The 24,494-nt window shown below is 71.6% G+C and carries 17 protein-coding genes; 7 read left to right on the forward strand and 10 right to left on the reverse strand.

Annotation, left to right across the window (positions count from 1 at the left end):
* Positions 1-355: 355 nt before the first annotated feature.
* Together IE255_RS20040 and IE255_RS20045 are read left to right on the forward strand one after the other, a co-directional pair.
* Positions 356-4,153: a GH92 family glycosyl hydrolase gene (locus IE255_RS20040; protein ID WP_190051694.1), complete on the forward strand. Its 3,798-nt coding sequence runs from the start codon at positions 356-358 to the stop codon at positions 4,151-4,153.
* 20 nt (positions 4,154-4,173) lie between these two features.
* Entirely contained in the window at positions 4,174-6,153 is a 1,980-nt protein-coding gene (locus IE255_RS20045) for an alpha-glucuronidase (RefSeq protein ID WP_190051695.1), read from the forward strand.
* On the opposite strand, the gene IE255_RS20050 is transcribed toward IE255_RS20045, so the two are convergent.
* From IE255_RS20050 to IE255_RS20070, 5 genes are read right to left on the reverse strand one after another with little or no spacing between them, the layout of a single operon-like run.
* Positions 6,147-8,153: a beta-galactosidase gene (locus IE255_RS20050; protein ID WP_190051696.1), complete on the reverse strand. Its 2,007-nt coding sequence runs from the start codon at positions 8,151-8,153 to the stop codon at positions 6,147-6,149. The two genes, IE255_RS20045 and IE255_RS20050, sit on opposite strands and share 7 nt — an antisense overlap.
* Complete coding sequence (locus IE255_RS20055; protein WP_190051697.1) at positions 8,150-8,833, reverse strand: hypothetical protein; 684 nt, start codon at positions 8,831-8,833, stop codon at positions 8,150-8,152. Before IE255_RS20055 ends, IE255_RS20050 begins: the two co-directional genes overlap by 4 nt.
* Before the next feature lie 34 nt (positions 8,834-8,867).
* The gene (locus IE255_RS20060; protein WP_190051698.1) at positions 8,868-10,526 is read right to left on the reverse strand and encodes an ABC transporter substrate-binding protein; all 1,659 of its coding nucleotides are present in this window, start codon (positions 10,524-10,526) and stop codon (positions 8,868-8,870) included.
* A gap of 45 nt (positions 10,527-10,571) precedes the next feature.
* A complete protein-coding gene (locus tag IE255_RS20065) occupies positions 10,572-11,444 on the reverse strand; it encodes a carbohydrate ABC transporter permease (RefSeq protein ID WP_190051699.1) in 873 nt (290 codons plus the stop codon).
* Positions 11,438-12,430 carry an ABC transporter permease gene (locus IE255_RS20070; protein ID WP_190051700.1) on the reverse strand — a complete coding sequence of 331 codons (993 nt, stop codon included), beginning with the start codon at positions 12,428-12,430 and terminating at the stop codon, positions 11,438-11,440. The genes IE255_RS20065 and IE255_RS20070 overlap by 7 nt, the downstream gene beginning before the upstream one ends.
* 229 nt (positions 12,431-12,659) lie before the next feature.
* Between IE255_RS20070 and IE255_RS20075 the strand changes: the two genes are divergently transcribed.
* Positions 12,660-13,676 (forward strand): acetylxylan esterase, encoded by a 1,017-nt coding sequence (locus tag IE255_RS20075; protein WP_190051701.1) that lies wholly within the window; start codon positions 12,660-12,662, stop codon positions 13,674-13,676.
* Between the two features lie 137 nt (positions 13,677-13,813).
* Here IE255_RS20075 and IE255_RS20080 read toward each other — a convergent pair whose 3' ends face one another.
* Both IE255_RS20080 and IE255_RS20085 read right to left on the reverse strand, forming a co-directional pair.
* Entirely contained in the window at positions 13,814-14,224 is a 411-nt protein-coding gene (locus IE255_RS20080; RefSeq protein ID WP_190051702.1) for an MmpS family transport accessory protein, read from the reverse strand.
* A 123-nt stretch (positions 14,225-14,347) separates the two neighbouring features.
* Positions 14,348-14,617, reverse strand: coding sequence for a hypothetical protein (locus IE255_RS20085; protein WP_229906493.1), 270 nt, complete (start codon positions 14,615-14,617; stop codon positions 14,348-14,350).
* 330 nt (positions 14,618-14,947) lie between these two features.
* On the opposite strand from IE255_RS20085, the gene IE255_RS20090 reads away from it, so the two are divergent.
* Positions 14,948-16,039 (forward strand): lytic polysaccharide monooxygenase auxiliary activity family 9 protein, encoded by a 1,092-nt coding sequence (locus tag IE255_RS20090; RefSeq protein WP_372487530.1) that lies wholly within the window; start codon positions 14,948-14,950, stop codon positions 16,037-16,039.
* Positions 16,040-16,146: 107 nt separating this feature from the next.
* On the opposite strand, the gene IE255_RS20095 is transcribed toward IE255_RS20090, so the two are convergent.
* Positions 16,147-16,833, reverse strand: a complete 687-nt coding sequence (locus tag IE255_RS20095) for an alpha/beta fold hydrolase (protein ID WP_190051704.1) — start codon at positions 16,831-16,833, stop codon at positions 16,147-16,149.
* Positions 16,834-16,894: 61 nt separating this feature from the next.
* Positions 16,895-17,962, reverse strand: coding sequence for a glycoside hydrolase family 113 protein (locus tag IE255_RS20100; RefSeq protein ID WP_190051705.1), 1,068 nt, complete (start codon positions 17,960-17,962; stop codon positions 16,895-16,897).
* 126 nt (positions 17,963-18,088) lie between these two features.
* Here IE255_RS20100 and IE255_RS20105 point away from each other — a divergent pair, with 126 nt between their 5' ends.
* Complete coding sequence (locus IE255_RS20105; protein ID WP_229906494.1) at positions 18,089-18,733, forward strand: TetR/AcrR family transcriptional regulator; 645 nt, start codon at positions 18,089-18,091, stop codon at positions 18,731-18,733.
* A 108-nt stretch (positions 18,734-18,841) separates the two neighbouring features.
* On the opposite strand, the gene IE255_RS20110 is transcribed toward IE255_RS20105, so the two are convergent.
* Positions 18,842-19,759, reverse strand: coding sequence for an aminoglycoside phosphotransferase family protein (locus tag IE255_RS20110; RefSeq protein ID WP_190051707.1), 918 nt, complete (start codon positions 19,757-19,759; stop codon positions 18,842-18,844).
* A 1,163-nt stretch (positions 19,760-20,922) separates the two neighbouring features.
* Here IE255_RS20110 and IE255_RS20115 point away from each other — a divergent pair.
* Together IE255_RS20115 and IE255_RS20120 are read left to right on the forward strand one after the other, a co-directional pair.
* Positions 20,923-23,409 carry a SpoIIE family protein phosphatase gene (locus IE255_RS20115; protein WP_190051708.1) on the forward strand — a complete coding sequence of 829 codons (2,487 nt, stop codon included), beginning with the start codon at positions 20,923-20,925 and terminating at the stop codon, positions 23,407-23,409.
* A complete protein-coding gene (locus tag IE255_RS20120) occupies positions 23,406-24,488 on the forward strand; it encodes a sugar ABC transporter substrate-binding protein (protein WP_190051709.1) in 1,083 nt (360 codons plus the stop codon). Before IE255_RS20115 ends, IE255_RS20120 begins: the two co-directional genes overlap by 4 nt.
* Positions 24,489-24,494: the final 6 nt, after the last annotated feature.

Here is a 24,494-nt window from a genome sequence, read left to right on the forward strand (position 1 = left end):
CCTTCTCCAGGACTCAGGCGGTGAACCGGATCCTTCCCGGCACCGCGATCGGGTCAAGCTGGGTCGTGCAGGAAAGTGCGGGTCGTGACGTGCGGATCGTGTGAAGCGTCCGACAGGTATAGTCCACTTCCCGCCAGCGGATCAAGATCGAACACAAGGTTGCCCTTGGGTCTTATCCGAGTTGAGACCTCGCGGAAGTATGAGCGGCCTGTGTGTTCTCCGGCGGAAAAATCCCGGTCGTGACCCCCGAATGCCACAGGCAACACCCTTGACACTCCCCATGACTTGGGCAACTACTGGTCCTTGCGCATCGAAGGTGACAACGTTGTCCACTGCGCAGGGAGGGTACCCGTTGATGCAGCGGAAAGCTCGGCACAGATGGGGTTCGGCGGTCGTGTCGGCGACCGCCTTCGCTTTGACCCTGGGCTCACAGGGCGTTGCGGTCGCACTGCCCGAAGCCCCCGAGACCCCCGACCGGACGTTCGCCTCCTCCTTCGAGGCGGACGACCCGGTTCCGGACTGGCAGAACACCGTCGACACCGCGCCCGACGGGAGCAAGCGGGCCTCGGGCGTCGACGGCGGCTACAGCAGCGGCATACCGGGCAATGTGACGGACCAGGTCACCGACGTCCGGGCCGGCGCCGAGAACACGGGCGGCGGCGAGGTGAAGGAGAACCTCGTCGACGGCGAGCCGAGCACCAAGTGGCTCACCTTCGAGCCCACCGGCTGGGTCGAGTTCGACCTGGACAAACCAGTCAAACTGGTGCGTTACGCGCTGACGTCGGCCAACGACCACGACGAACGCGACCCGAAGGACTGGACCCTGAAGGGCTCCTTTGACGGCAAGGAGTGGAAGACCCTCGACACCCGCGCGGGCGAGTCCTTCCCGGAGCGGTTCCAGACGAAGACGTACGACCTGGCGGAACCCGCCGAGTACCGGCACTTCCGGCTCGACGTGACCGGCAACAACGGCGGCGACCTCCTCCAGCTCGCCGACGTGCAGTTCTCCACGGGCGGCGGCGACGGGCCCGTCCCGCGGGACATGCTCTCCCTCGTCGACCGCGGCCCGAGCGGCTCCCCCACCGCCAAGGCGGGCGCCGGGTTCACCGGGAAGCGGGCCCTGCGGTACGCCGGCCGGCACACCGCCGACGGGCGGGCGTACTCGTACAACAAGGTCTTCGACGTGAACGTGGCCGTCGGCCGGAACACTCGACTGTCGTACCGGGTCTTCCCGTCGATGGCGGACGGCGATTTCGACTACGACGCGACGAACGTCGCCGTCGACCTGGCCTTCACCGACGGCACCCACCTGAGCGAGCTGCGCGCCACCGACCAGCACGGCTTCCCGCTGACCCCGCAGGGGCAGGGTGCCTCGAAGATCCTCTACGTCAACCAGTGGAACAACGTGGTCGCGCGGATCGGCTCGGTCGCGGCCGGGAAGACCGTGGACCGGATCCTGGTGGCGTACGACTCCCCCAAGGGCCCGGCCAAGTTCCGGGGCTGGCTGGACGACGTGACCATCGACTCCGCCGCTCCCGAGCGGCCGAAGGCGCATCTGTCGGACTACGCGGTGACGACCCGAGGCACCAACTCCAGCGGCGGCTTCTCGCGGGGCAACAACTTCCCCGCGACGGCGGTGCCGCACGGCTTCAACTTCTGGACGCCGGTGACCAACGCGGGTTCGCTGAGCTGGCTGTACGACTACGCCCGTGCGAACAACGCGGACAACCTGCCGACGATCCAGGCGTTCAGCGCGAGCCACGAGCCGAGCCCCTGGATGGGTGACCGGCAGACCTTCCAGGTGATGCCGTCCGTCGCCGCCGGTCCTCCGGACCTCGGCCGGGAGGCGCGGGAGCTGGCCTTCCGGCACGAGAACGAGACGGCGCGGCCGTACTACTACGGGGTGCGGTTCGAGAACGGGCTGAAGGCCGAGATGGCGCCGGCCGACCACGCGGCGGCGCTGCGCTTCGCCTACCCGGGCGACGACGCGAGCGTCCTCTTCGACAACGTGACGGACCAGGCGGGACTCACGCTCGACCAGGAGAACGGGATCGTCACCGGCTACTCGGACGTGAAGTCCGGGCTGTCGACGGGGGCGACCCGGCTGTTCGTGTACGGGGAGTTCGACAAACCGGTGACCGAGGGGGACTCCAGCGGCGTCAAGGGCTATCTGCGCTTCAAGGCCGACGACCGGACCGTCACCCTGCGCCTGGCGACCTCGCTCATCAGCGTCGACCAGGCCAAGGACAACCTCCGCCAGGAGATCCCGGAGGGCCGGTCCTTCGAGGCCGTGAAGCGAAGCGCCCAGCGGCAGTGGGACCGGCTGCTCGGCACGGTCGAGGTCGAGGGCGCGACCCCCGACCAGCTGACGACGCTGTACTCGAACCTGTACCGGCTGTACCTGTACCCGAACTCCGGTTTCGAGAAGGTCGGCGGGAAGTACCGGTACGCCTCGCCCTTCTCCCCCATGCCGAACCCGGACACCCCCACGCACACCGGCGCGAAGATCGTCGACGGCACGGTGTACGTGAACAACGGCTTCTGGGACACCTACCGGACGACCTGGCCGGCGTACTCCTTCCTGACGCCGAGCAGGGCGGGCGAACTGGTCGACGGGTTCGTGCAGCAGTACAAGGACGGCGGCTGGACCTCCCGCTGGTCCTCCCCCGGCTACGCGGACCTCATGACGGGCACGTCCTCGGACGTGGCGTTCGCGGACGCGTACGTCAAGGGCGTCGGCTTCGACGCGCAGGCGGCGTACGACGCGGCCGTGAAGAACGCGACGGTCGTACCGCCGACCTCGGGCGTCGGCCGCAAGGGCATGGCCACCTCGCCGTTCCTCGGCTACACGAGCACCGAGACCCACGAGGGCCTGTCCTGGGCGCTGGAGGGCTACCTCAACGACTACGGCATCTCCCGCATGGCCCGGAAGCTCTACGAGGAGACCGGTGAGCGGCGCTACAAGGAGGAGTCGGAGTACTTCCTGAACCGGGCGCGGGATTATGTGAACCTCTTCGATGCGAAGGCCGGGTTCTTCCAGGGCCGCGACGCCAAGGGCGAGTGGCGGGTCGAGTCCTCCAAGTACGACCCGCGGGTGTGGGGCCACGACTACACCGAGACCAACGGGTGGGGGTACGCCTTCACCGCGCCGCAGGACAGCCGCGGCCTGGCGAACCTCTACGGCGGCCGGAAGGGCCTCGCCGAGAAACTCGACGCGTACTTCTCCACTCCCGAGACGGCCTCCCCCGAGTTCGTGGGCTCGTACGGCGGTGTCATCCACGAGATGACGGAGGCGCGGGACGTCCGGATGGGCATGTACGGGCACTCCAACCAGGTCGCCCACCACGCGATCTACATGTACGACGCGGCCGGGCAGCCCTGGAAGGCGCAGGAGAAGGTCCGTGAGGTGCTGTCGCGGCTGTACACGGGCAGTGAGATCGGCCAGGGCTACCACGGGGACGAGGACAACGGCGAGCAGTCGGCCTGGTACCTGTTCTCCGCGCTCGGCTTCTACCCGCTGGTGATGGGCAGCGGCGAGTACGCGATCGGCTCGCCCCTGTTCAGGAAGGCGACCGTGCACCTGGAGAACGGGCGCGAGCTGGTGGTGAAGGCGCCGCGCAACAGCGCCAAGAACGTCTACGTGCAGGGGCTGAAGGTCAACGGCCGTACCTGGACGAAGACTTCACTGCCGCACTCGCTGGTCGCCAAGGGCGGTGTCCTGGAGTTCGACATGGGCCCCAGGCCGTCGTCGTGGGGCACGGGCAAGGATGCCGCGCCCGTGTCGATCACCCAGGACGACGAGGTGCCGACGCCCCACGCGGACGTGCTGAAGGGCGAGGGCTCCCTGTTCGACGACACGTCGGCGACGGACGCGGCGGTCACGTCCGTGGACCTGCCGGTCCCCGAGGGCGCCGAGGCCGTCCAGTACACCCTGACCTCGTCGGCGGACCGGGCGAAGGCACCGGCCGGCTGGACGCTCCAGAGCTCCTCCGACGGCACGACCTGGCGGACCCTCGACCGGCGCTCCGGCGAGTCCTTCACGTGGGACCGGCAGACACGCGCGTTCTCGGTGAGGTCACCGGGTACGTACGAGAGGTACCGCCTGGTCCTCGACGGCGAGGCAACCCTGGCGGAGGTCGAACTGCTCTCCTGAACAAGTGAGTTGGGGGTCTCATGCCGCTTCCCGTGCCCGTCCTGCCCGAGGGTGTCGACCCGGCGTGGCTGCCGCCCGCCGCCTTCCGGGCGGTCGGCGGCCGGCGGACGCTCATCCGGGGTTCGGGTCCGCTGGTGGAGACGGTGCACGGGGAAATGGCCGAGGCCTGCCGGCGGTTCGGGGGCCGGGTCGTGCGGGACGCGTCGGACGACGGCCCGTACGACCTGGTCCTCGCCGTGAGTGCCGGGGATCTCGGTGAGGAGGGCTTCACGGTCGTCCGTGAGGGCGGTACGACGACCGTCACCGCCTCCGGTGGGCGCGGGCTGCTGTACGGGCTGTTCCATGTCGTGCGGCTCGGGGCGGCGGCGTTCACCGGGGAGCGGTCACAGGAGACCCATCGCCCGGCGCTCGCCACGCGCATGCTCGACCACTGGGACAACGTCGCCGTGCACCCGGTCATGGGCCAGGTGGAGCGCGGGTACGCGGGCGGCTCGCTGTTCTGGGAGGACGGCCGGGCGCGCGGCGATCTGCAGCGGGTGCGGGCGTACGGCAGGCTGCTGGCGGCGTGCGGGATCAACGCGATCTCCGTCAACAACGTCAACGTACACGCGACCGAGGCGCGCCTGCTGACCGACCGGATCGGTGAAGTGGCCGAGATCGCCGGGGCGTTGCGGCCCTACGGCATCCGCACCCACCTCTCGGTCTCGTTCGCCGCGCCGATCGTGCTCGGCGGACTGTCCACGGCCGATCCGCTGGAAGCGGCGGTGCGCTCCTGGTGGGCCGAGGCGACGCGGCGGGTGTACGAGGCGGTCCCCGACTTCGGCGGGTACGTGGTGAAGGCCGACTCGGAGGGGCAGCCGGGGCCGTTCGCGTACGGCCGCAGCCACGCGGACGGGGCGAACATGCTGGCGGCGGCGCTGGAGCCGTTCGGCGGCACGGTGCACTGGCGGGCGTTCGTCTACGACCACCGGCAGGACTGGCGGGACCGCTCGACGGACCGGGCCCGGGCCGCGTACGACCACTTCGTGCCGCTGGACGGGGAGTTCGCCCCGAACGCGGTGCTCCAGGTCAAGCACGGGCCGATGGACTTCCAGGTGCGGGAGCCCGTCTCGCCGCTGATCGGCGCCATGCCGCGGACCCGGCTCGCGGTGGAACTCCAGGTCACGCAGGAGTACACCGGGCAGCAGCGGCATGTGTGCTGGCTGGGTCCGATGTGGAGCGAGGTGCTGCGGTTCCGGCCGGAGGAGAGGAGCGTCGGTGCCCTCGCGCGGGGCGGGCTGGTGGCCGTGTCGAACGCCGGCGACGACCCGTTCTGGACGGGGCATCCGCTGGCGCAGGCCAACCTGTACACCTACGGGCGGCTGGCCTGGCAGCCGGACGCCGAGCCGCGCGAGGTGCTCGACGAGTGGATCGGGCTGAGCTTCCCGGACGCCCCGGCGCGGCTGGCCGACGGGCTGCACGCCGTGCTCGACGGCTCGTGGCGGACGTACGAGAAGTACACCGCGCCCCTCGGCGTGGGGTTCATGGTGCAGCCGGGGCACCACTACGGGCCGAGCGTGGACGGCTACGAGTACAGCCCGTGGGGGACGTACCACTTCGCCGACCGGGACGGGATCGGCGTCGACCGCAGTGCGGCGACCGGCACCGGGTACGCGGGGCAGTACGCCAAGCCGTGGGCCGAGGTCTACGAGTCTCCGGACACCTGCCCCGACGAGCTGCTGCTGTTCTTCCACCACGTGTCGTACGGACACACGCTGACGAGCGGGAAGACGGTGATCCAGCACATCTACGACACGCACTTCGACGGCGTCGAGGAGGTGGAGGCGGCCCGGGAGGTGTGGGCCGGGCTCGTGGACCTCGTGGACCCCGCGCGCCACACGCGGGTGACGGAGCTGTTCGAGGAGCAGCTCCGCAGCGCCCGCGAGTGGCGCGATCAGGTCAACAGCTACTTCTTCCGGAAGTCGGGTGTGCCGGACGCACATGGGCGGCGCATCTACTGAAGGATCGCCACGCCCAGGGGGTCGAGGACCAGGGGTTCGCCCTGGTCCACGCGCTTGCCGGTGAGCAGGTCGGTGGCGGTGGCGTGGGCGGTCAGGCGGGCCGGTTCGGGGGCGTGGTTGAGGAGGAAGAGCAGGCGGGTGCCGTCGGGGGCGACCCTGGTGGCGGTCTCCACCGTCGGGTGGCCGGCGTACGGGCCGAGCAGGTCGTGGCGGGTCAGGATGCGGCGCAGAACCTGGTCGACGCCCGGCTGGTCGAGGGCGGTGGCGACGTACCAGCCCTCGCCGTCGCCGAAGGGGTTGCGGGTCACCGCGGGGGTGCCCGCGTAGAAGTCGGTGCCGTAGGTGGCGACCGGTTCGGCGCCGCGCGGCAGCACGATCTCGAAGACGAGCCGGGCCTCGGTGCCCAGCTCGGGGACGGGCTGGGTGAACTCCGGCGGGCGGGCGTCCCATTCGTCCACGCGGACGCCCATGAGGGGCGCGAGCGGGCCGGGGACGTCGGTGGGGAAGGCGCGGTCGTGCTCGTCGACGCGGCCGGAGAGGAAGGTGGCCAGGACCGTGCCGCCGCGTGCGGCCACGGCTTCGAGGCGGGGGGCGAGGTCGCCCTTGACCATGTGAAGGGCGGGGGCGAGGACGACGTCGTAGGGCGTGAGGTCGGCGGTCTGGGGGATCACGTCCACGTCGGCGCCGGCCGCGCGGGCGGCCCGGTAGTAGGCGTGGACCACGTCCGGGTACTTGACCAGCCGGGACGGGCCGTCGGAGATCTCCAGGGCCCACCAGCTGTCCCAGTCGAAGAGCAGGGCGGTGCGGGCCGGGGTGCGGGCACCGAGGGTGCGGTCCCCCAGGGTCTCCAACTCGCGTCCCAGCTCGGCCACTTCGCGGAAGACTCGGGTGTCGTCGCGGCCCGCGTGGCCGATGACCGCCCCGTGGTACTTCTCGCAGGCGCCCCGGGAGGCGCGCATCTGGAAGTAGAGGGCGGCGTCCGCGCCGTGGGCGATCGCCTGGAAGGTGACGAGGCGCAGTTCGCCGGGCCGCCGCAGCGGGTTGACGTCCCGGCACGCAGTGGTGGACGGCGTGTGCTCCATCAGCCAGAAGGGGGCGCCGTCCTTCAGCCCGCGCATCAGGTCGTGGGCGAGGGCGGGCCGGGTCGGCGGGGCGTCCAGGGGCGGGTAGCTGTCCCAGGAGGCGAAGTCGAGGTGGGGCGCCCAGCGGTGGTAGTCGAGGGGGCGGAAGGTGCCCATGAAGTTGGTGGTGACGGGCGTGTCCGGGTCGTGGGCGCGGATCACCTCCTTCTCGGCCAGGAAGCAGCCGAGGAGGGCGTCGGTGGTGAAGCGGAAGTAGTCGAGGGTGATGCCCTGGAAGGCGGTGTGGTCGGGGCCGCGCCAGTGCTCGGTGAGGGCGCTGGGCGGCTCGATCTGGTCCCAGTCGGTGTAGCGGTGGGACCAGAAGGTGGTCCACCAGGCGTCGTTGAGGGCGTCGAGGGTGCCGTGCCGGTCCCGGAGCCACTCCCGGAACGCCTCGGCGCACAGGTCGCAGTAGCAGGCGCCGCCGTACTCGTTGTTGATGTGCCAGGCGAGCAGGGCGGGGTGGTGCGCGTACCGCTCGGCGAGGCGGGAGGCCAGCGCGGTGGCGTGCTCGCGGTACGCCGGTGAGCTGGGGCAGAAGTTGTGGCGCTGGCCGTAGCGGTGGCGGCGGCCCTCGAAGTCGGTGCGGTTGACCTCGGGGTGCCGCTTGGCGAGCCAGGGCGGGAGGGCGGCGGTGCCGGTGGCCAGGCAGACCTGGCGCCCTTCGGCGGCGGCCCGGTCGAGGATGCGGTCCAGGACGGTGAAGTCGTAGCTGTCCGGGGCGGGTTGGGTGAGGGACCAGAGGAAGACGCCGACGGTGAGGGTGTCGATGCCGGCCCGGGTGAACAGGCGGTGGTCGTCGTCCCAGACCTCCTCGGGCCACTGCTCGGGGTTGTAGTCGCCGCCGTACGGGATCTTCGGGGTGCGGGGCGCGGTCATGCGGTGAACTCCTCCCGGGTCTCGGTTATCACCGTGCGGCTGCCGTGCAGCAGGGACAGCAGCAGCGGGGCGGCCAGCAGGGCGGGCAGGGCCTCCGTCAGCAGGGCGGTCAGCGCGGCCGTCAGGACCAGCAGGGAGGCGGCGGCGAGGGTGGCGCGGCCGTGCCGGACCAGGAAGTACCCGGCGAGGCGGGCGGTGTCCCGGGCGCGGAAGGCGAAGAGCGAGGTGAGGACGAGGGCGTGCGCGCCCCACAGGAGGGAGCCGGCGCCGATCGCCGCGAGCAGGACCGCCCACCAGCCGGGCAGGCCGGTGGCGGGGAAGTGGGTGAGGGTGAAGGCGATGACGGTGAGCCAGGCCAGCAGGGGTGTCCACAGTTTCAGCGCCGGTACGGCGTTGAGCCGCCAGCCGCGTAGGTAGGCGCGGGCCGGGTGCAGTTCGGTGAGGTCGCGGCTGCGGTGGTGGAGGGCGTAGAGCGCGGCGGACAGGGCCGGTCCGAGGGGCAGCAGGCACAGGGCCGCGAGGGGGAGGTTGGCCGGGTCGGGTCCGAGCAGGAGGAGTCCGGCCAGGCCCGGGGAGGCGGCCAGGAGCAGCAGCGCCTCGACGGTGAGGACGGTGTGGATCAGGGCGGAGGCGCGGGAGAGGGGCCCGGTGCCGAAGCCGGAGGTGCGTACGGTGCTCATGGACAGGCTCCGGTGCCGGAGCGGGGGACGCGGCTCACCCGTTCTCCTTCTTGAACCGCTCGTACGCCTTGTTGTGCAGGTCGATGAACTGGTCCATGTTCTTCGCCTTCAACTCGGCGACGTAGTCGTCCCATTCGGACATGGGGCGCTTGCCGAGGGCGAACTTGAGGGTGTTCTGCGTGACGTGGTCCCTGAGCGGCGTCTCCCACAGGGTCGCCTGCTCCTGCTCCACGGCCTGCAGGGGGTGGGCCGGGTCGATGGGCAGCTCCTTGCGCTGGGCCATCGCCTCCTGGAACTTCCTCTCGGCCGGGCTGAACGAGGAGGACACCAGCGCCCAGTCTCCGCCGTAGGCGAAGACGCCGTTGTAGAAGCCGAAATCCCTCTGCAGGTCCTTCGGGGCCTCCAGGTCGGAGCCCATGAAGTTGATGCCTTCCTTGACCTTGTACCGGCCGGGCCCGGAACTGGTGTACGTGACGCCCTCGACGCCCCACTTCACGAACCGCTGGCCCTCGTCGGAGTACCACAGCCAGTCCACGAACTGCATCATGGCGACGAAGGTGTCGCTCTCCAGGGCCTTGCTGGAGATCATGAGGCCGTTCTCCAGACGGGTGCCGCCCAAGACGACCGGGCCCGCGGGACCGAGCGGCACCGGCACCATCTCCATCTTCGCGCCCTTGACCTGCCTGGGCAGGTTGTACTGGTAGTTCTGCACCAGTTCCTGGGGGTTGGCACTGATCGCGAAGGACCTCTCGGACAGCAGCTTCTTCAGCGCCTCGTCGTCGTTCTGCGTGAAGCTCTCCGGGTCCATCAGCTTCTCGGCGACCAGCTTCCTCAGGTACTCGACGACCTGGCGGAAGGCCTCTGTGGCCCCGGTGAAGACGAACTTCTTCGCGTCGCCGTCCCAGGTGGTGTTCTGGTACGTCCAGCCGGCCTGGACGCCGTACGCCTGGCCGAGGTAGCTCATCAGGGCGCCGACCGGGAACGTGGTGTTGGTGCTCCAGCGGTCGGAGAAGGGGTAGCGGTCGGGGTACTCCGCCTTGATCGCCTTGAAGACCTCGTACACCTCGTCCCAGGTCGTGGGCAGGCTCAGGCCGAGCTTGTCGAGGACGTCCGTACGGAGGGACAGCGAGTAGCCGGACTTGATCTTCTCGTGCAGGCCGGGCAGCAGGTAGTACTTGCCGTCGGCCTGGCGGATGGAGTCCAGTTCGGGCTCCAGCTTCCACTTCCTGACCTTGTCGCGGAAGTTGGGCATCAGGTGCACGTACTCGCTGACCGGGAGGATCGCGCCCGACGACACGAACGCGACCTCGCCCGGGTGGTACGTCTTGGGGATCAGGAAGGGGGCGTCACCCGCGCCGATGAGCAGGCTGCGCTTCTTCTCGTAGTCGCTCAGCGGGACGGAGGTGAGCTTGAAGGTGACACCGGTGCGCTTCTCGAGCTCCTTCCAGAGCAGCCAGCCGTTCTTCAGCGGGTAGCCCGGGTGGTTGTTGTAGAGCATCGTGAACGTCAGCGGCTTGGTCGCCTTGAACCGGTCGCCGACGCGGTAGTTCTTCATCGCGCCGTTCCGCTTCTTCGACAGGTCCTTGCCGTCCCCGCCGTCGTCGCCGCTGCCGCAGCCGGTGAGCGTGGCGAGGCCGGTGAATGCGGCGGCGGCGAGTATCTGGCGCCGCGACAGCTGTCCTGTGTTCTTCACGGGAACCCCCTTGTTCCGTAAGCACTGTGAGGAGAGGTGCGGCGGTCAGCCCTTGACCGCGCCGAGCATCACGCCCGAGACGAAGTAGCGCTGGACGAACGGGTACACGCAGAGGATGGGCAGCGAGGTCAGCACGATGGTGACCGCCTGGATGTTCGCGGCGACCTGGCTGCCCTGCTCCGTGGTGGCCCCCGCGTTGCCGCCGCCGGTGGCCCCCGCGAGGAGGTTGCGCAGGTAGACGGTGGCCGGCATCAACTCGGTCTTGTCCATATACAGGAACGCCGCGAACCAGGAGTTCCAGAAGGACACCGAGTAGAACAGCACCATCGTCGCGACGACCGCCTTCGACAGCGGCAGCACGATCCGCAGCAGGATGCCGTAGGTACTGAGCCCGTCGATCTCCGCGGCCTCCTCCAGCTCGTCCGGCAGGCTCTCGAAGAAGGCCTTCATCACCAGCAGGTTGAAGACGCTGATGGCGTTCGGGACGGCGATGGCCCAGACGGAGTTCTTCAGGCCGAGGCTGGTGATCAGGACGTAGTTGGGGATCAGGCCGCCGGTGAAGAACATGGTGAACACGGCGATTCCTACGAGCGCGCCGCGCCCCTTGAGGTTCCTCTTGGACAGGACGTAGGCGTAACAGGTCGTCAGGACCATGGCGACGGCGGTGGAGACGGCCGTGTAGAACACGGTGTTTCCGTAGTTGCGCCAGAACACCGAGTCGGAGAAGACGATCTCGTACGTGGTGAGGTTGAACCCCTTGGGCCACAGGGTGACTTCCCCGGAGCGGATCTGCCGTTCCCCGCTGAACGAGCGGGCGATGATGTTGACGAACGGGTACAGGGTCACGACCACGACGAGGGTGAGGATCACGCCGTTGATGCCCTGGAAGACGCGGTAGGAGCGACTCGGCTTCACCACAGGCTCGTCCCCACTGTGCGGCGCGAGAGCTGGTTCGCGGACGTGATCAGGACCAGGCCGATGATCGCCTCGAACAGGCCGATGGCGGCGGCGTAGCTGAAGCTGTTGGACTCCACACCGGTGCGGTAGAGGTACGTGGAGATCACGTCGGCGGTCGGGTACGTCAGCGGGTTGTACAGCAGCAGGACCTTCTCGAAGCCGACCGCCATGAACGTGCCGATGTTCAGGATCAGCAGGGTGATCATGGTGGGCCGGATGCCCGGCAGGGTGACGTGCCAGATCTGCTGCCAGCGGTTGGCGCCGTCGATGCGGGCGGCCTCGTACAGGTCCTCGTCGATGGTGGTGAGTGCGGCGAGGTAGAGGATCGTGCCCCAGCCGGCGGTCTGCCAGATCTCCGAGCCGACGAAGATCGTGCGGAACCACTCGGGTTCCTGGAGGAACCGGATCGGCTCGTGCCCGAACCAGCCCAGCATGTGGTTGACCGGGCCGTCGGTGGCCAGCATCTGCATGGTGATGCCCGCGACGATCACGATCGACAGGAAGTGCGGCAGATACGACACGGACTGCACGAACCGCTTCAGGGAGGTCCGGCGCACCTCGTTGAGCAGCAGCGCCAGCACGATCGGGATCGGGAAGCAGAACAGCAGCGTGAGCCCGCCGAGCCACAGGGTGTTGCGGAACACCTGCCAGAACGTGGGGTCGCTGAGGAACATCCGCACATAGCGCAGACCCACCCACTGCTCGCCGAGGATGGAGCCACCCGGCTCGAAGCGGCGGAAGGCGATCACGTTGCCGATCATCGGCAGATAGCGGAAGACCAGGAAGAACAGCAGCGGCAGGATCGCCAGCGAGTACAGCTGCCAGTCGCGGCGCAGCGCCCGCCGCCAGCCGGTCCGGGCGGGGTCCCGCTTGCCGCGTCGGCGTGCGGCTTTGGCCGGAGGCGGGTCCTCGGTGCCCGGCGGGGCCGACGTGGTGGACGTGCTCATTGCTCGGGCCTCCCGTGGGTGGGACGCGGAACCGAAACTTTCGAGCGCTTACCGGTAACTTCGCGGCAACTTAAGGGCAGGGGAAAGCGCTGTCAATGGGTGCTGCGGGAGTCGGCCGGGGCGTGTGTGCCGCGTTGGAAATTCGTCGAACCTGGGTAGACCCCAGGGGCTTCCCCCCGTCCCTCGTCGCAAGTTTCTGGATGACCACCGACTCCTGCGAGGTGCCGCCGTGCCCGCGTTCGACCTGCCGCCGACGGAACTGGAGCGCTACCGCCCGGACATCGAGGAGCCCGCCGACTTCGACGCGTTCTGGCGGAGCACCCTGAAGGAGGCCGGACAGGCGGATCCGCTGGTGTCGGTGCGGCCGGTGGAGACGGGCCTGCGGCTGACGCGGACCTGGGACGTGACGTTCCGGGGCTTCGCGGGCGACCCGGTGCGCGCCTGGTTCAGCAAACCGGCCGAGTCCCGCGAACTCCTGCCCGCCGTCGTCGAGTTCGCCGGGTACGGGCGCGGCCGGGGCCTCCCGCACGAGCGTCTGACGTGGGTCAACGCCGGGTACGCGCATCTGCTCATGGACAACCGCGGCCAGGGCGACCAGTATGGCTGCGGCGGAGACACGCCCGACCCGCACACCGGCGCGCCGGGCGGCCCGGGCCCGGCGGTGCGCGGACTGCTCGCCCCCGAGGACTACCACTACCGCCGCCTGATCACCGACGCGGTCCGCGCGGTCGCGGCGGTACGGGAGCTGCCCGGCGTCGACCGCGCACGGACCGTCGCCGCCGGCAACAGCCAGGGCGGCGGCCTGGCCCTGGCGGTCGCGGGACTCGTCCCGGACCTGGCGGCGCTGCTCGTCACCGCCCCGCTGCTGTGCGGCATCCGCCGCGCCCTCGACCTCACGGACGCGGGCCCGTACGGCGAGATCGCCGCCTGCCTCTCCGTCCACCGGGGCGCCGAGCACGCCGCCTACCGCACGCTGTCCTACGTCGAGGGCGTGTCCTTCGCCCGCCGCGCCCAGGCCCCGGCCCACTTCGGGGTCGGCCTGCGCGACACGGTCTGCCCGCCGAGCGGGGCGTACGCGGCGTTCAACCGCTATGCCGAACTGACCGGCACGGACCCGCGCAAGGAGCTCCACGCCTATCCGTTCAACGGCCACGAGGGCGGTGACGCGGTACAGGTGCGCCGCCAACTGGGCTGGTTGTCGGTGGTGTTGGCTGCCGGGGGCGATGACCGTAGAGGGTCGTCGTAGAGGGTCGTCGTAGGGGCTCGTCGAGCGTCGGCTGCCTTCCCGAGGGGCCGTTCAAGTCCGCTCGGGGTGCGGCCGGTTGAACCCGGCCGGCGGGACGCGGCCGCCGGGCCGCGCCGCCCCGGCCGGGCGGCCCGGGGTCAGCCCGTGATCGGAGACTCCGCGGTGCAGCCCCCGGCGGTCACCAGGCCGTCGGCGCTCTGCTCCTCGAGCACCTTGCCCTTGTGGATGATCTTGCAGGTGATCTGGGCGCCCTCGGGGTCCGCGGCGACCGGCATGACCGCCGCGGGCATGATGCCGCGCAGCGTGACCGTCTTCTTCCACGGCAGCTCGGGCTTCGACACCGACTCGACCTTCGGCTCCATGGCCTTGCCGCCCCCGGCGTGGAACTCGATCGAGTCGACGTTCTTCCCGGTGACCTCGTAGGTGACCTCGTACGTCTCGTCCACCGCCTTGTCGACCTGGTCGACCGCCTCGGAGCAGGAGCTGAGGCCGAGCGCGAGACCGGTGACGGCGACGGCGCAGACGGCTGCGCGGATGGTGCGGTTCAAGGATCCCCCCGGATCGTGACAGGTCGGAGCCGCAGCCAATCCCAAAGGGAAAGCAAAGTCAACTTGGTTGCGCACGAGGCCGGTTCCGGCCTCCGTCACCCACCCGGCCGGGGGAGGGTGGTGTCACTCCGGCGCCTCAATCCAGTGGAGGCATTCGGTGTAATCGAAATTCCACTTCAGGCAGAGCTGCATCCGGATCACCGATTTCCGGTCCACGAACTCGGTGATGATCTTCCGGTCTTCGATCCGCGAGACCCCGACCTCGTTTTCCCAGTCGATCGCCATCTCGTTTTCCAGCTGGAGGCTGGACAGCGCGTATTTCCCCTGTGCTTCCGGATACTTGAGGAAGACTTCCTTGATCGCGTTGTGGAACTCCGCGTCTTCGTTCGGCATGCACGTCATGACTGCCTCCTGGTGTCGGGTCGGCGCACCGTCCGTTCACCCGAAGTCTGAGGGGAGGGCGGGGAAAGCGCGCGTCGTCCATCACCTGAACGGCCCCTGCGCCGCCGCCGAGAGGGCGCCGGCTCCTTTCGTCGAGGCGCCGAGCGGCCCCGTCGTGCCACGACCGTTTACAACTGCGCCGCCCGGCGCTAACTTCCGCAACAGCGGGGTGGGAGCGCTCCCATAACGGTGGACCGGAACCCGCCCTCGAGTCGCTCCCACTCCGCGCATCCCCGCACACGCATCCGCAGACCCGTACCCGAAGAAACGGATGATGCTGTCATGATCATGACAACACCGTCGGGGGGCGCCCCGGCGCCTCGATCAGCACTCCACACCCGGGCCAGAGCCCTGTTCCTGGTCCTGCTCTCCCTCGTCATCACCGTCCCCGCCCTCGGCCTGGTCATGTCGGCGGGCGGCGAGGCGGAAGCGCACGGCACCCCGATGAAGCCCGGCAGCCGCACCTTCCTGTGCTGGCAGGACGGCCTGACCGACACCGGTGAGATCAAGCCGGTCAACCCGGCGTGCCGGGCCGCGCAGCAGGTCAGCGGCACCACGCCGTTCTACAACTGGTTCTCGGTGCTCCGCTCGGACGGCGCCGGCCGCACCCGGGGCTTCGTACCGGACGGCGAGCTGTGCAGCGGCGGCAACACCAACTTCACCGGGTTCAACACGCCCAGCAAGGACTGGCCGCTGACCCATCTCACCTCGGGTGCGACGGTCGACTTCTCGTACAACGCCTGGGCGGCGCACCCGGGTTGGTTCTACGTCTACATCACCAAGGACGGCTTCGACCCGACGAAGACGCTCACCTGGAACGACATGGAGGAGCGGCCGTTCCTGAGCGTCGACCACCCGCCGCTGAACGGCTCCCCGGGCACGGTCGAGGCCAACTACTCCTGGACCGGCAAGCTCCCCGAGGGCAAGTCGGGCCGCCACATCATCTACATGGTCTGGCAGCGCTCCGACAGCCAGGAGACCTTCTACTCCTGCTCGGACGTCGTCTTCGACGGCGGCAAGGGCGAGGTGACCGGCATCAAGCAGCCGGGCAACCCGTCCGAGCCGGTGCCGGGGACGTGCACGGCCACGCGGAAGACGACCGGCACCTGGAACGGCGGCTACCAGTCCGAGGTGACCGTCACCAACACCGGTACCGTCCCGATGCTCGGCTGGATGGTCGACTGGACCCTGCCGGCCGGCCAGAAGGTCGAGAGCCTGTGGAGCGGCAACGCGACGTACAACGGCCAGGCGGTGATGGTCCACAACGCCGGCTGGAACGGCTCCCTGGATCCGGGCAGGAGTACGACGTTCGGCTACGTCGTCTCCGGCTCCGGGGGTGACAGTACGACGAGCCTGCCCTGCCGGGTGGGCTGAACCGTCGCTTTCGTGCGGGCCCGGTGACCGGTGAGGCTCCGGTCGCCGGGCCCGTCGCGCGGTGGTGCCGGTGCGAGGTGAGGGGTGCCCGGGGGCGAGTGCGACCGTCAGGCCGCGTCGGCCGCCGCCGCCAGGATCCGGGCGAGCTCGGCGGGCCGGGTCACCATGGGCCAGTGGCCCGAGTCGATGTCGACGAGGTCGACGTGCTTGGCCCGCGCGAGCTCCGGGACATCGCCGGCGTCGATCCACTCCCGCGCCTGCGCGGGCGTGAACTCCGGGCACACGGCGACGACCGGGACGTCGAACCGGCGCTCGTCCGTCAGCCGTACCACCCCCTTGGCCACGCCTGCCGGCACGGGGATCGCGGCGGCTTCCAGCTCTTTCCTGGCCGCGTCGTCGAGGTCGGCGGCGTCCGGCCCTTCGAAGGGGCCCCAGCCCGGGAAGGGCATGACGCCGTCCCGCACCTCGAAGAGGTCGGCGTACGGCTGCCCGTCGGCGGCCGGGAAGCCGCCGATGAGGACGGCCTTGGCCAGCCGGTCCGGCCGCCGGTCCGCGGCGATCCAGGCCAGCGTGCAGGCGACGGAATGCCCCACCACCATGGGCTTGCCGGGCGCCGCGTCCACCGCGGCGAGCACCGCCGCCACCTGGTCGTCGAGCGTGGCGGACGCGGAGCCGTCCCCCTGGCCCGGGAGGGTGAGCGGCACCGGGCGGTGGCCGAGCGGCTCCAGCGCGGACGCGACGCCGTCCCACACGGATCCGTTCAGCCACATGCCCCCGATGAGCAGGATGTCCATGGTCGATTCCCCTTCTTCCGCTGCGTGGAGGTCACCGTAGGGGGAGGCACTGACAATCCGCTCAATGCGCTGCCGGTCTGCCGGCGACCGCCTGCGCCCCACGGGTCCGGCCGCGGCCGTACTCCGCGAGTGCGTGGAAGGCGGCCTTGGGATCCCACGGCAGGCCGGGGTAGGCGGTGCCGGTGCGGCCGCCGCCGAGGACCTTGACGATGCCGAAGGACGCCTTGTCGAAGTCGTGCTCGTCGTCGGCTTCCGCGTGCGGGAGGTCGTAGCGGGCGAAGGTGTTGACGAAGGCCGCGTCGATGCCGGACCGGTCGAAGGTGTCGAGGAGTTCGCGCAGGTAGTCGGCCTGTTCCTGTTCGTCGCGGGTGACGGGGGCGGTGAACCGTACGGGGCGGGCGCTCTCGTCCCAGGCGAGGACTGTGTCGCCCCGGCCGCCGAGGTCGGCGGCCCCGCGGTGGGTGGTGCAGCCGAACTCCGTGACGGCGGCCGGCTTGCCGTGCGCGGTGAGGGAGCGCAGGCCGTCGGCCAGCCGGTCGGCGGTCTGCGCGTCGCGGTAGCCGGCGTCGGTGGCGACGACGTCGAAGGGCGCCCAGTCGACGCCCTCGAACGGCAGCGAGGCGTATCCGACCCGGCCGCCGAACCGGGTCCGCACGGCGGCGACCGCCTCGCCGAGGAAGGCGTTGATCCGGGCGGGCAGGCCGGGCAGCGCGGCCCGCAGCCGCCGCGGGTCGGTCAGGACGGCGGCGCGTTCCTCGACGGTGTCGCCGGGGAGGAAGCCGGCCGTGAAGAGGGAGATCTCCGAGCCGGTGAGGAAGACGACGCCGGCGCCGGCGCGGCGCAGCCGTTCGGCGCGGGCAGCGCTGTCGGCGAGGAAGTCGAGGAGTTCGCCCTGAGTGAGGCCGTTGGTGAACGGCGAGTACCAGACCTCGAGTCCGGCATCGGCGGCGTGCCGCGCGGCCGTCTCTAGGCGGTCACGGTCGCCGCCGGTGACGCGGACGGCGTCGCAGCGCAGTTCGTCGCGGATGATCCCCATCTCGCGGCGGACGGTGGCGGGGTCGAAGGGCTCGCGGGTGGTGGTTCCCGCGGAGGTGAAGCCGGTGTCGTAGGTGATACCGAAGACGCGCACGGCGGGTCCCCCTTCTGATTACGGTACTTCTCGTACCTTAACTAGGAAGCAAGGCGGCTGCTACGGCACGCCGGGAAGTACGATGCGTACCGTAAATTTCGGTACGCGATGCGGAGGGGACGATCGGTGGCACGAGCCGGGCAGGAGGGGCGGCGGGCCGCGGCGACGCGGCGGCGGGGTGCCGTGCTGGAGGACGCGATCCTCCAGGCCGCGGCCGAGGTGCTGACGGAGTCCGGCGTCGCGGGCCTGACCATGGAGGAGGTGGCCCGGCGGGCCGGCACGAACAAGAACGCGCTGTACCGGCGCTGGCCGAACCGCCTCGTGCTCGGCGTCGCGGCATACCGCCGCCTGGCCGCGGCGGAGACCGCACCGCCGGACACCGGGTCGCTGCGCGGCGACGCCCTGGAGATGCTGCGGCGCGCGAACAGCACGTGGTCGTCGCCGTACGGGGAGATCCTGCGCGGCCTGATCGCGGCGGCCGACGGCACCGAGGAGCTCCTGGCCGAGCTGCGGCGCGACCCGCGGGCCGGCGGTGACGCGTGCGAGGCGGCGTGGCTGACGCTGCTCGGCCGGGCGGTGGCCCGCGGCGAGGCCGCGCCCGAGGCGCTGCACCCCCGGGTCGCCTCGGCCCCGACGGCGCTGCTGCGCAACGAGTACGTGACGCGCGGCGTCCCGGCGGTGCCGGATGCCGTCCTCACCGAGATCGTCGACGAGGTCTTCCTGCCGTTGGTCCGTGGCCGGGGTCCGGCCGGCGGCGCGTCAGCCGGCTAGCGGGCGCATCGCAGGGTCACGCGTGGTGCATCGCATGGTCAAGCGTCCAGCGGGTGCAGCTCATGGTCACGGCTGCCGCGGTCGGCGGCCCTCGGCGGCAACCGCGCCTCAGCGGTGGTGTGTGGCGATGAGGCGTCGCAGTGTGGCCTGGGCGGGTGGGCCCCAGGTGGGTTTGCCGCCCGGGCGGCCCTGGCGGCCGGCCTCGCCGATGAGCAGGCAGGCGAGGGCCCGCAGGAGCGCCCAGCCGCGGGCGCGGCGGATGGTCGCGGCGTCCGGGACCGGCCGGTAGGCGTCGAGGAAGAGGTCGGCGGCGCCGTCCGGCAGGAGTGTCCAGGCCGCGGCGAGATCGCAGGCCGGATCGCCCGCGCAGAGGTCGCCGAAGTCGATCACGCCGCAGAAGGTGCCCTCCGCGGTGAGGATGTTGGCCGGATGGAGATCGGCGTGCAGCCACACGGCCGGGCCCGGCCAGTCGGGCGCGGTGACGGCGTCCTCCCAGACCGCGCGGACGGCGTCCGGGTCGGGGATCAGCCCCGCTTCCGTGGCCGAGGCGAGATGGCGGGCGAAGCCGTCGGCGTACTCCGTCGGCGATCCGCCCCGGCCGCGGCCCACGGGCGCGTCGGCGGGAGCGGGCCGGTGCAGTGCCGTCAGGAAGGCGGCCAGGGCGTCGGCCGCCTCCACGGCACTGGTGGCGGGGGCACGGTCGGCTGGAGTGCCCCGCACCCAGGTGGTGACGATCCAGGGCCGCGGAAACCGCTCGGAGGGCTCGCCGAGGCGCTGGGGCACGGGTACCCGCAGCGGAAGCCGGCGGGCGAGGGCGGGCACCCAGGCGTGCTCCTTGCGCAGCAGCGCGTCCGCGGCCGGCGTGGCCCAGGGCAGCCGGACGGCGAGGTCGTCGCCGAGCCGCCAGAGCTGGTTGTCCCAGCCGCGCGCACCGAGCTCCAGGGGACGGTCGGCCAGGTCGGGGTGCTGGTCGCGCAGCAGGTCCCGGATCAGGTCCGCCGTGATGTCGGTCTCCGTGTGGGCCATGCGGCGCAACGTTAGCGGGGTGGTGCCCCGGTCGCCGACCGTGTGCCGGAAGGCGGTCCGGCACACGACCGGGAACCGTCTGGCGCCCGGACCGCGTCGGCACTGAAGGAGCGTCCGCCCCATATGTCGCGGTTATCCAGGTGTGCGATTCTGTTGTGTGGGTGCCCTGCCGCTCATGTGCGGCGTGGATCCGCCATGGGAGGCGTGACCCTGCGCCGCCGGTCCCGTGCCCGCGTCGTCGTCGCCTGAGTTCCGGGGACTCCCACCTGCCGGTACTCGCGGCATGGACGGGAGGTGGACGCGGACATGCCCCATGACGGCGATGCCCGGGCCGCGGCCCCCGGCCTCCGGGCGCCGGGGAACGGGGCTGCCGGTCCGTCTCGTCCCGCGCCGGAGCTCGCCGCGCGGGAGCGGGTCCTGGCGTTCGCCGGGGTGGTGCTGGCGGCGGTGTACGTACGGAGCGAGGACGGTACGGAGCTCCGGTTGGCAGAGTCGGCCGGGCTGGGACCCGAGCGGTACGGGTTGGCGGGGCGCGTACGGGTGTCGGGGGGTTCGCCGGTGATGGACGGCCCGGCGGTGCGGAGGGACGGCGACGCGCCGGGGCCGGCCGAGCGAGGAGCCGGCGGCCCTCCGCAGCCGGAGATCGCCTCACCCGGACCACACAACGGCGACGCAGCCCCGCCGGGCGCCGCTCGGCCCGCCCCCGCACCGCCCGAGCGAGGAACCGGCGGCCCCCCGCAGCCGGAGCAGCCCCGCCGGGCGCCGCTCGGCCCGCCCCCGCACCGCCCGAGCGAGGAACCGGCGGCCCCCCGCAGCCGGAGATCGCCTCACCCGGACCGCACAACGGCGACGCAGCCCCGCCGGGCGCCGCTCGGCCCGCCCCCGCACCGCCCGAGCGAGGAACCGGCGGCCCCCCGCAGCCGGAGATCGCCTCGCCCGGACCACACAACGGCGACGCGTCCCCGCCGGGAACCGACCGCCCCGTGCCCGCACCGCCCGAGCCAGGAGCCGGCGGCCCCCCGCAGCCGAACATCACCCCGCCCGGACCCCACAACGGCGGCGCATCCCCGCCGCAGCCAGAAACCGATAGCCCCCTGCAGCCGAACAACACCTCACCCGGACCCCACAACAGCGACACACCCTCACCGGGAACCGACCGCCCCGTGTCCGCACCGGAAGCACGTGAGCCGGGAGGCGGCGCGGCCGTGGTCGCCGAGGCGTATCGGAGCGGTCGGGCCCTGTGGGTCCGGGGTGCCCTGCCCACCGGACCCCTGCCCGCCGGACCTCTGCGCGTCGGCGCCGGGATCACCGGTCGGGACGACGACGCGGCCGCCTCCGCGCCGCTCGGGGCGGTGCCGCTGGGGGCGGCGGGGGGCGGGCTGGGGTGTCTCGTCGTGGTGGGCGAGGCCGGGGAGGGGTTCGGGGGCGAGCAGCGGGAGTTCCTGGAGCGGTATGCCGAGGCGGTCGCCGGGCGGCTCCGGGGCGAGGCCGACCGGTCGGCTCCCCCGCCGCTGCTGGATTCCGCCCTGCGGGCCATGGGGGTGGGTTCCTTCGCCCTGACGCCGGGCACCGGCCTGGTCGAGACGGACCCGGCCCTGCTCGACCTGGTCGGCATCCGCGAGGACGGCTTCGACGGCAAGACCGACACCCTGCTCTCCTACAGCGTCCCGGAGGACGTCCCCGCCCTGCTGTCGGTCATCGAACCGTCCGCGCAGACCCCCGGCCGCCGGGAGCTGGAGTTCCGGATCCGCCGGCCCACCGGTGAACTGTGCTGGCTGCGCCTGGGCTGCCGGGTGCTGAAGGGGCCCGACGGAACTCCGCAGCGGGTGCTGGGTGTCGTCACCGCGGCCCCCGTGCTGCGGCGCGGCGCCAGCGACGTGGCCCGGATCCAGTGGCTGACGGCCGCGCTCGACGACGCGACGACGGTGCGGGACGTCAGCCGCGTGGTGGTCGCCGCGCTGCGCGAGCCGCTGGGTGCCGACCGGGTCGCGCTCGCCGAGCTGCTGGAGGACCGGCTCGCGGTGACCGTGCTCGATCCGCCGGGCGCCGGTGCCTGGCCGGAGCTGTGGCGTTCGGAGTGGCGCTCGGAGTGGCCCGACGCGCCGGTCAGCGCCCTGCCCACGCTTCAGGCGGCGCTGCGGGACGGGCGGATGAGCCTGTGGCCGGCCGGCGCCGTGCTGGAACCAGGGCTGGCGGGGATCGGCCCCGGCGGGCTCGCGGTCCTGCCGCTGCCCGCGAAGAGCAGGGTGGCCGGGGTGTGCCTGGTCGGCTGGGACGACCCGCACGAGTTCGCCCCGGAGGAGCGGGCCCTGCTGACCGCGACCGCCGGACTGGTGGGGCAGGCCCTGAAGCGCGCGCACGCCTACGACGCCGAGCAGGAACTCGCGACGATGCTCCAGCGCAGCCTGCTCCCCCGCCGGCTCCCCCGGCTGCCCGGCGGCATCGCCGTGGCCCGCTACCTGCCCGCCCGGCGCGGGCTCCAGGTGGGCGGCGACTGGTACGACGTGATCGCCCTGTCGGAGGGGAAGGTGGCCCTGGTCATCGGAGACGTGCAGGGGCACAGCGCCGGGGCCGCGACGATCATGGGCCAGATGCGGACCGCGGTCCGGGCCTACGCCGTGGAGGGGCATCCGCCGGACGTGGTCGTCTCGCACGCCAACCGGCTGCTCGTCGGCATGGAGACCGATCTGTTCGCCACCTGCTGCTATGTCGAGCTGGACATGGAGGAGGGCAACGCGCTGTTCGTGCGGGCCGGGCACCTGTTCCCGCTGGTGCGCCACCCCGACGGCAGCACGGAGGAGATCACGGTCGAGGGCGGCCTCCCGCTGGGCGTCCTGGCGGACGCGGAGTTCCCGCTGACTGCGCTCGCGCTGGCCCCGGGCTCGGTGCTCGCGCTGGTGACGGACGGCCTGGTCGAGTCGTCCGACCTCCACCTGGACGAGGGCATGCGGCTCGTGCGCGAGGCGCTGGCCGCCGCCGACCCCGCCGACCCGGGGCGGATGGCGGACGAGCTGCTCGGCGAGACCGGCCGCCGGGAGGACGACGTGGCGTTGCTGCTGCTGCGCTACGACGGCATGCGGGTGCGGCCCGTGCGGGCGGGCTGGGTGGTGTGGCGGCTGCCGGACGCGGTGATGCACGCCCGCCGGTTCAGCGCGCGCACGCTGCGGTCGTGGGACATCGTGGCCGAGGCCGACACCGTCCTGCTGGTGGTGTCGGAGCTGGTCACCAACGCGCTGGTGCACACGCAGGGCCCGGTCCGGCTGGATCTGACCCTGGCGGCGGACCGGCTGCGGGTGACCGTGAGCGACTCCTCGCCGCGCTCGCCCGCCAAGCCGGTGGTCGTGGACTGGGAGTCGACGGGTGGCCGGGGGCTCTTCCTGGTCGAGGCCCTGTCGGCGGCCTGGGGCTCGGTGCCGGTCGGCGGCGGCAAGCAGGTGTGGAGCGAGATCGTGGTGTCCCGTCCGGAACCGGAGCCGGCACAACCGCCGGAGGCGGAACCGGAACCGGAACGGCGGGTCGAGCCGGAGAAGGCGCGCCAGTCGGGCTGGAGCCTGGGCCGGGACCGGGGCTGGGGCATCAGCCGGAACCGCGACCGGAACAGAGGCCGGGGCCCGGACCGGGGCCGGTCCGAGGAGAGGGGGCCGCGATGAGAGGCCCGAAGTGGCGGCTGTCCGCCGGCCTGCTGGCGGTCGTGATGGCGCTGTCCCTGGCCGGGTGCGCCGGGAACGGCGCGGACGGCGAGGACGGGCTGACCATCGGGCTGCTCCTGCCCAGCCGCGCGGTGCCGCGCTGGGAGCAGTCCGACAAGCCCATGATCGAGAAGCGGGTGAAGGAGCTGTGCTCCGAGTGCAGGGTGGTGTACGCCAACGCCGAGAACGACGCGGCGAGCCAGCGGCAGCAGATGAACTCCATGATCACCAGAGGTGTCTCGGCGCTCATCCTGGACGTCGTCGACCCCAGGGCCCTGCGCTCCTCGGTCCGGGCGGCCGAGCGGGCGGACATCCCGGTCGTCGCCTACGACCGGCTCGCCGAGGGCCCCATCTCGGGGTTCGTCAGTTTCGACGGCGGCGAGGTCGGCAGACTCCAGGGCGAGGCCCTGCTGCGGGGCATGGGCCCCAGGGCCGACGGCGGCACCGTGGTCATGGTGAACGGCGACCCGGCCAGCCCCAACGCCGCCTGGTACGAGGGCGGGGCCCGTGCCGTCCTCCAGGACCGGGTGCGGATCGCCAGGTCGTACGACACCCTCGGGTGGCGTACGGAGAACGCGCACGACCACATGTCCGCCGCGATCAGCGCCCTCGGCCCGGACCGGATCGACGGGGTGCTGGCGGCCAACGACTCGATCGCCGCCGGTGTCGTCGCGGCGCTCAAGAGCGCCCGGGTCTCACCGCTGCCCGCGGTCACCGGCCAGGACGCCGACCTGGACGCCGTGCGGCGCATCGTGGAGGGCGAGCAGTACATGACCGTCTACAAGCCCTTCCGGCTGGAGACCGACGCGGCCTCCGCGATGGCCGTCGCCCTGGCGCGCGGCAACGACATCGACAACCTCGTCACGACGAGCGTGGACAGCCCCACCACCGAGAACGTCCCGTCGATCCTGCTCACCCCGACCGCGGTGACGCGGGAGAACATCGGCCGGACGCTCGTCGAGGACGGCGTCTACACGATCGACCAGATCTGTCCCCCGAAGCTCCGGCCGGACTGCGACCGGGCCGGACTCACCCGATGAGGAGGT

Source organism: Streptomyces lomondensis (assembly GCF_014651035.1).
Taxonomy (GTDB): Bacteria; Actinomycetota; Actinomycetes; order Streptomycetales; family Streptomycetaceae; genus Streptomyces; species Streptomyces lomondensis.

Excerpts from the sequence above, each read along its gene's own strand:
- IE255_RS20085 (WP_229906493.1), bottom strand. The coding sequence starts at position 14,617 with ATGCCGAACGAAGACGCGGAGTTCCACAACGCGATCAAGGAAGTCTTC.
- IE255_RS20055 (WP_190051697.1), bottom strand. The coding sequence starts at position 8,833 with ATGAGCACCGTACGCACCTCCGGCTTCGGCACCGGGCCCCTCTCCCGC.
- IE255_RS20040 (WP_190051694.1), top strand. The coding sequence starts at position 356 with ATGCAGCGGAAAGCTCGGCACAGATGGGGTTCGGCGGTCGTGTCGGCG.
- IE255_RS20090 (WP_372487530.1), top strand. The coding sequence starts at position 14,948 with ATGATCATGACAACACCGTCGGGGGGCGCCCCGGCGCCTCGATCAGCA.
- IE255_RS20070 (WP_190051700.1), bottom strand. The coding sequence starts at position 12,430 with ATGAGCACGTCCACCACGTCGGCCCCGCCGGGCACCGAGGACCCGCCT.
- IE255_RS20045 (WP_190051695.1), top strand. The coding sequence starts at position 4,174 with ATGCCGCTTCCCGTGCCCGTCCTGCCCGAGGGTGTCGACCCGGCGTGG.
- IE255_RS20120 (WP_190051709.1), top strand. The coding sequence starts at position 23,406 with ATGAGAGGCCCGAAGTGGCGGCTGTCCGCCGGCCTGCTGGCGGTCGTG.
- IE255_RS20110 (WP_190051707.1), bottom strand. The coding sequence starts at position 19,759 with ATGGCCCACACGGAGACCGACATCACGGCGGACCTGATCCGGGACCTG.
- IE255_RS20095 (WP_190051704.1), bottom strand. The coding sequence starts at position 16,833 with ATGGACATCCTGCTCATCGGGGGCATGTGGCTGAACGGATCCGTGTGG.
- IE255_RS20050 (WP_190051696.1), bottom strand. The coding sequence starts at position 8,153 with ATGACCGCGCCCCGCACCCCGAAGATCCCGTACGGCGGCGACTACAAC.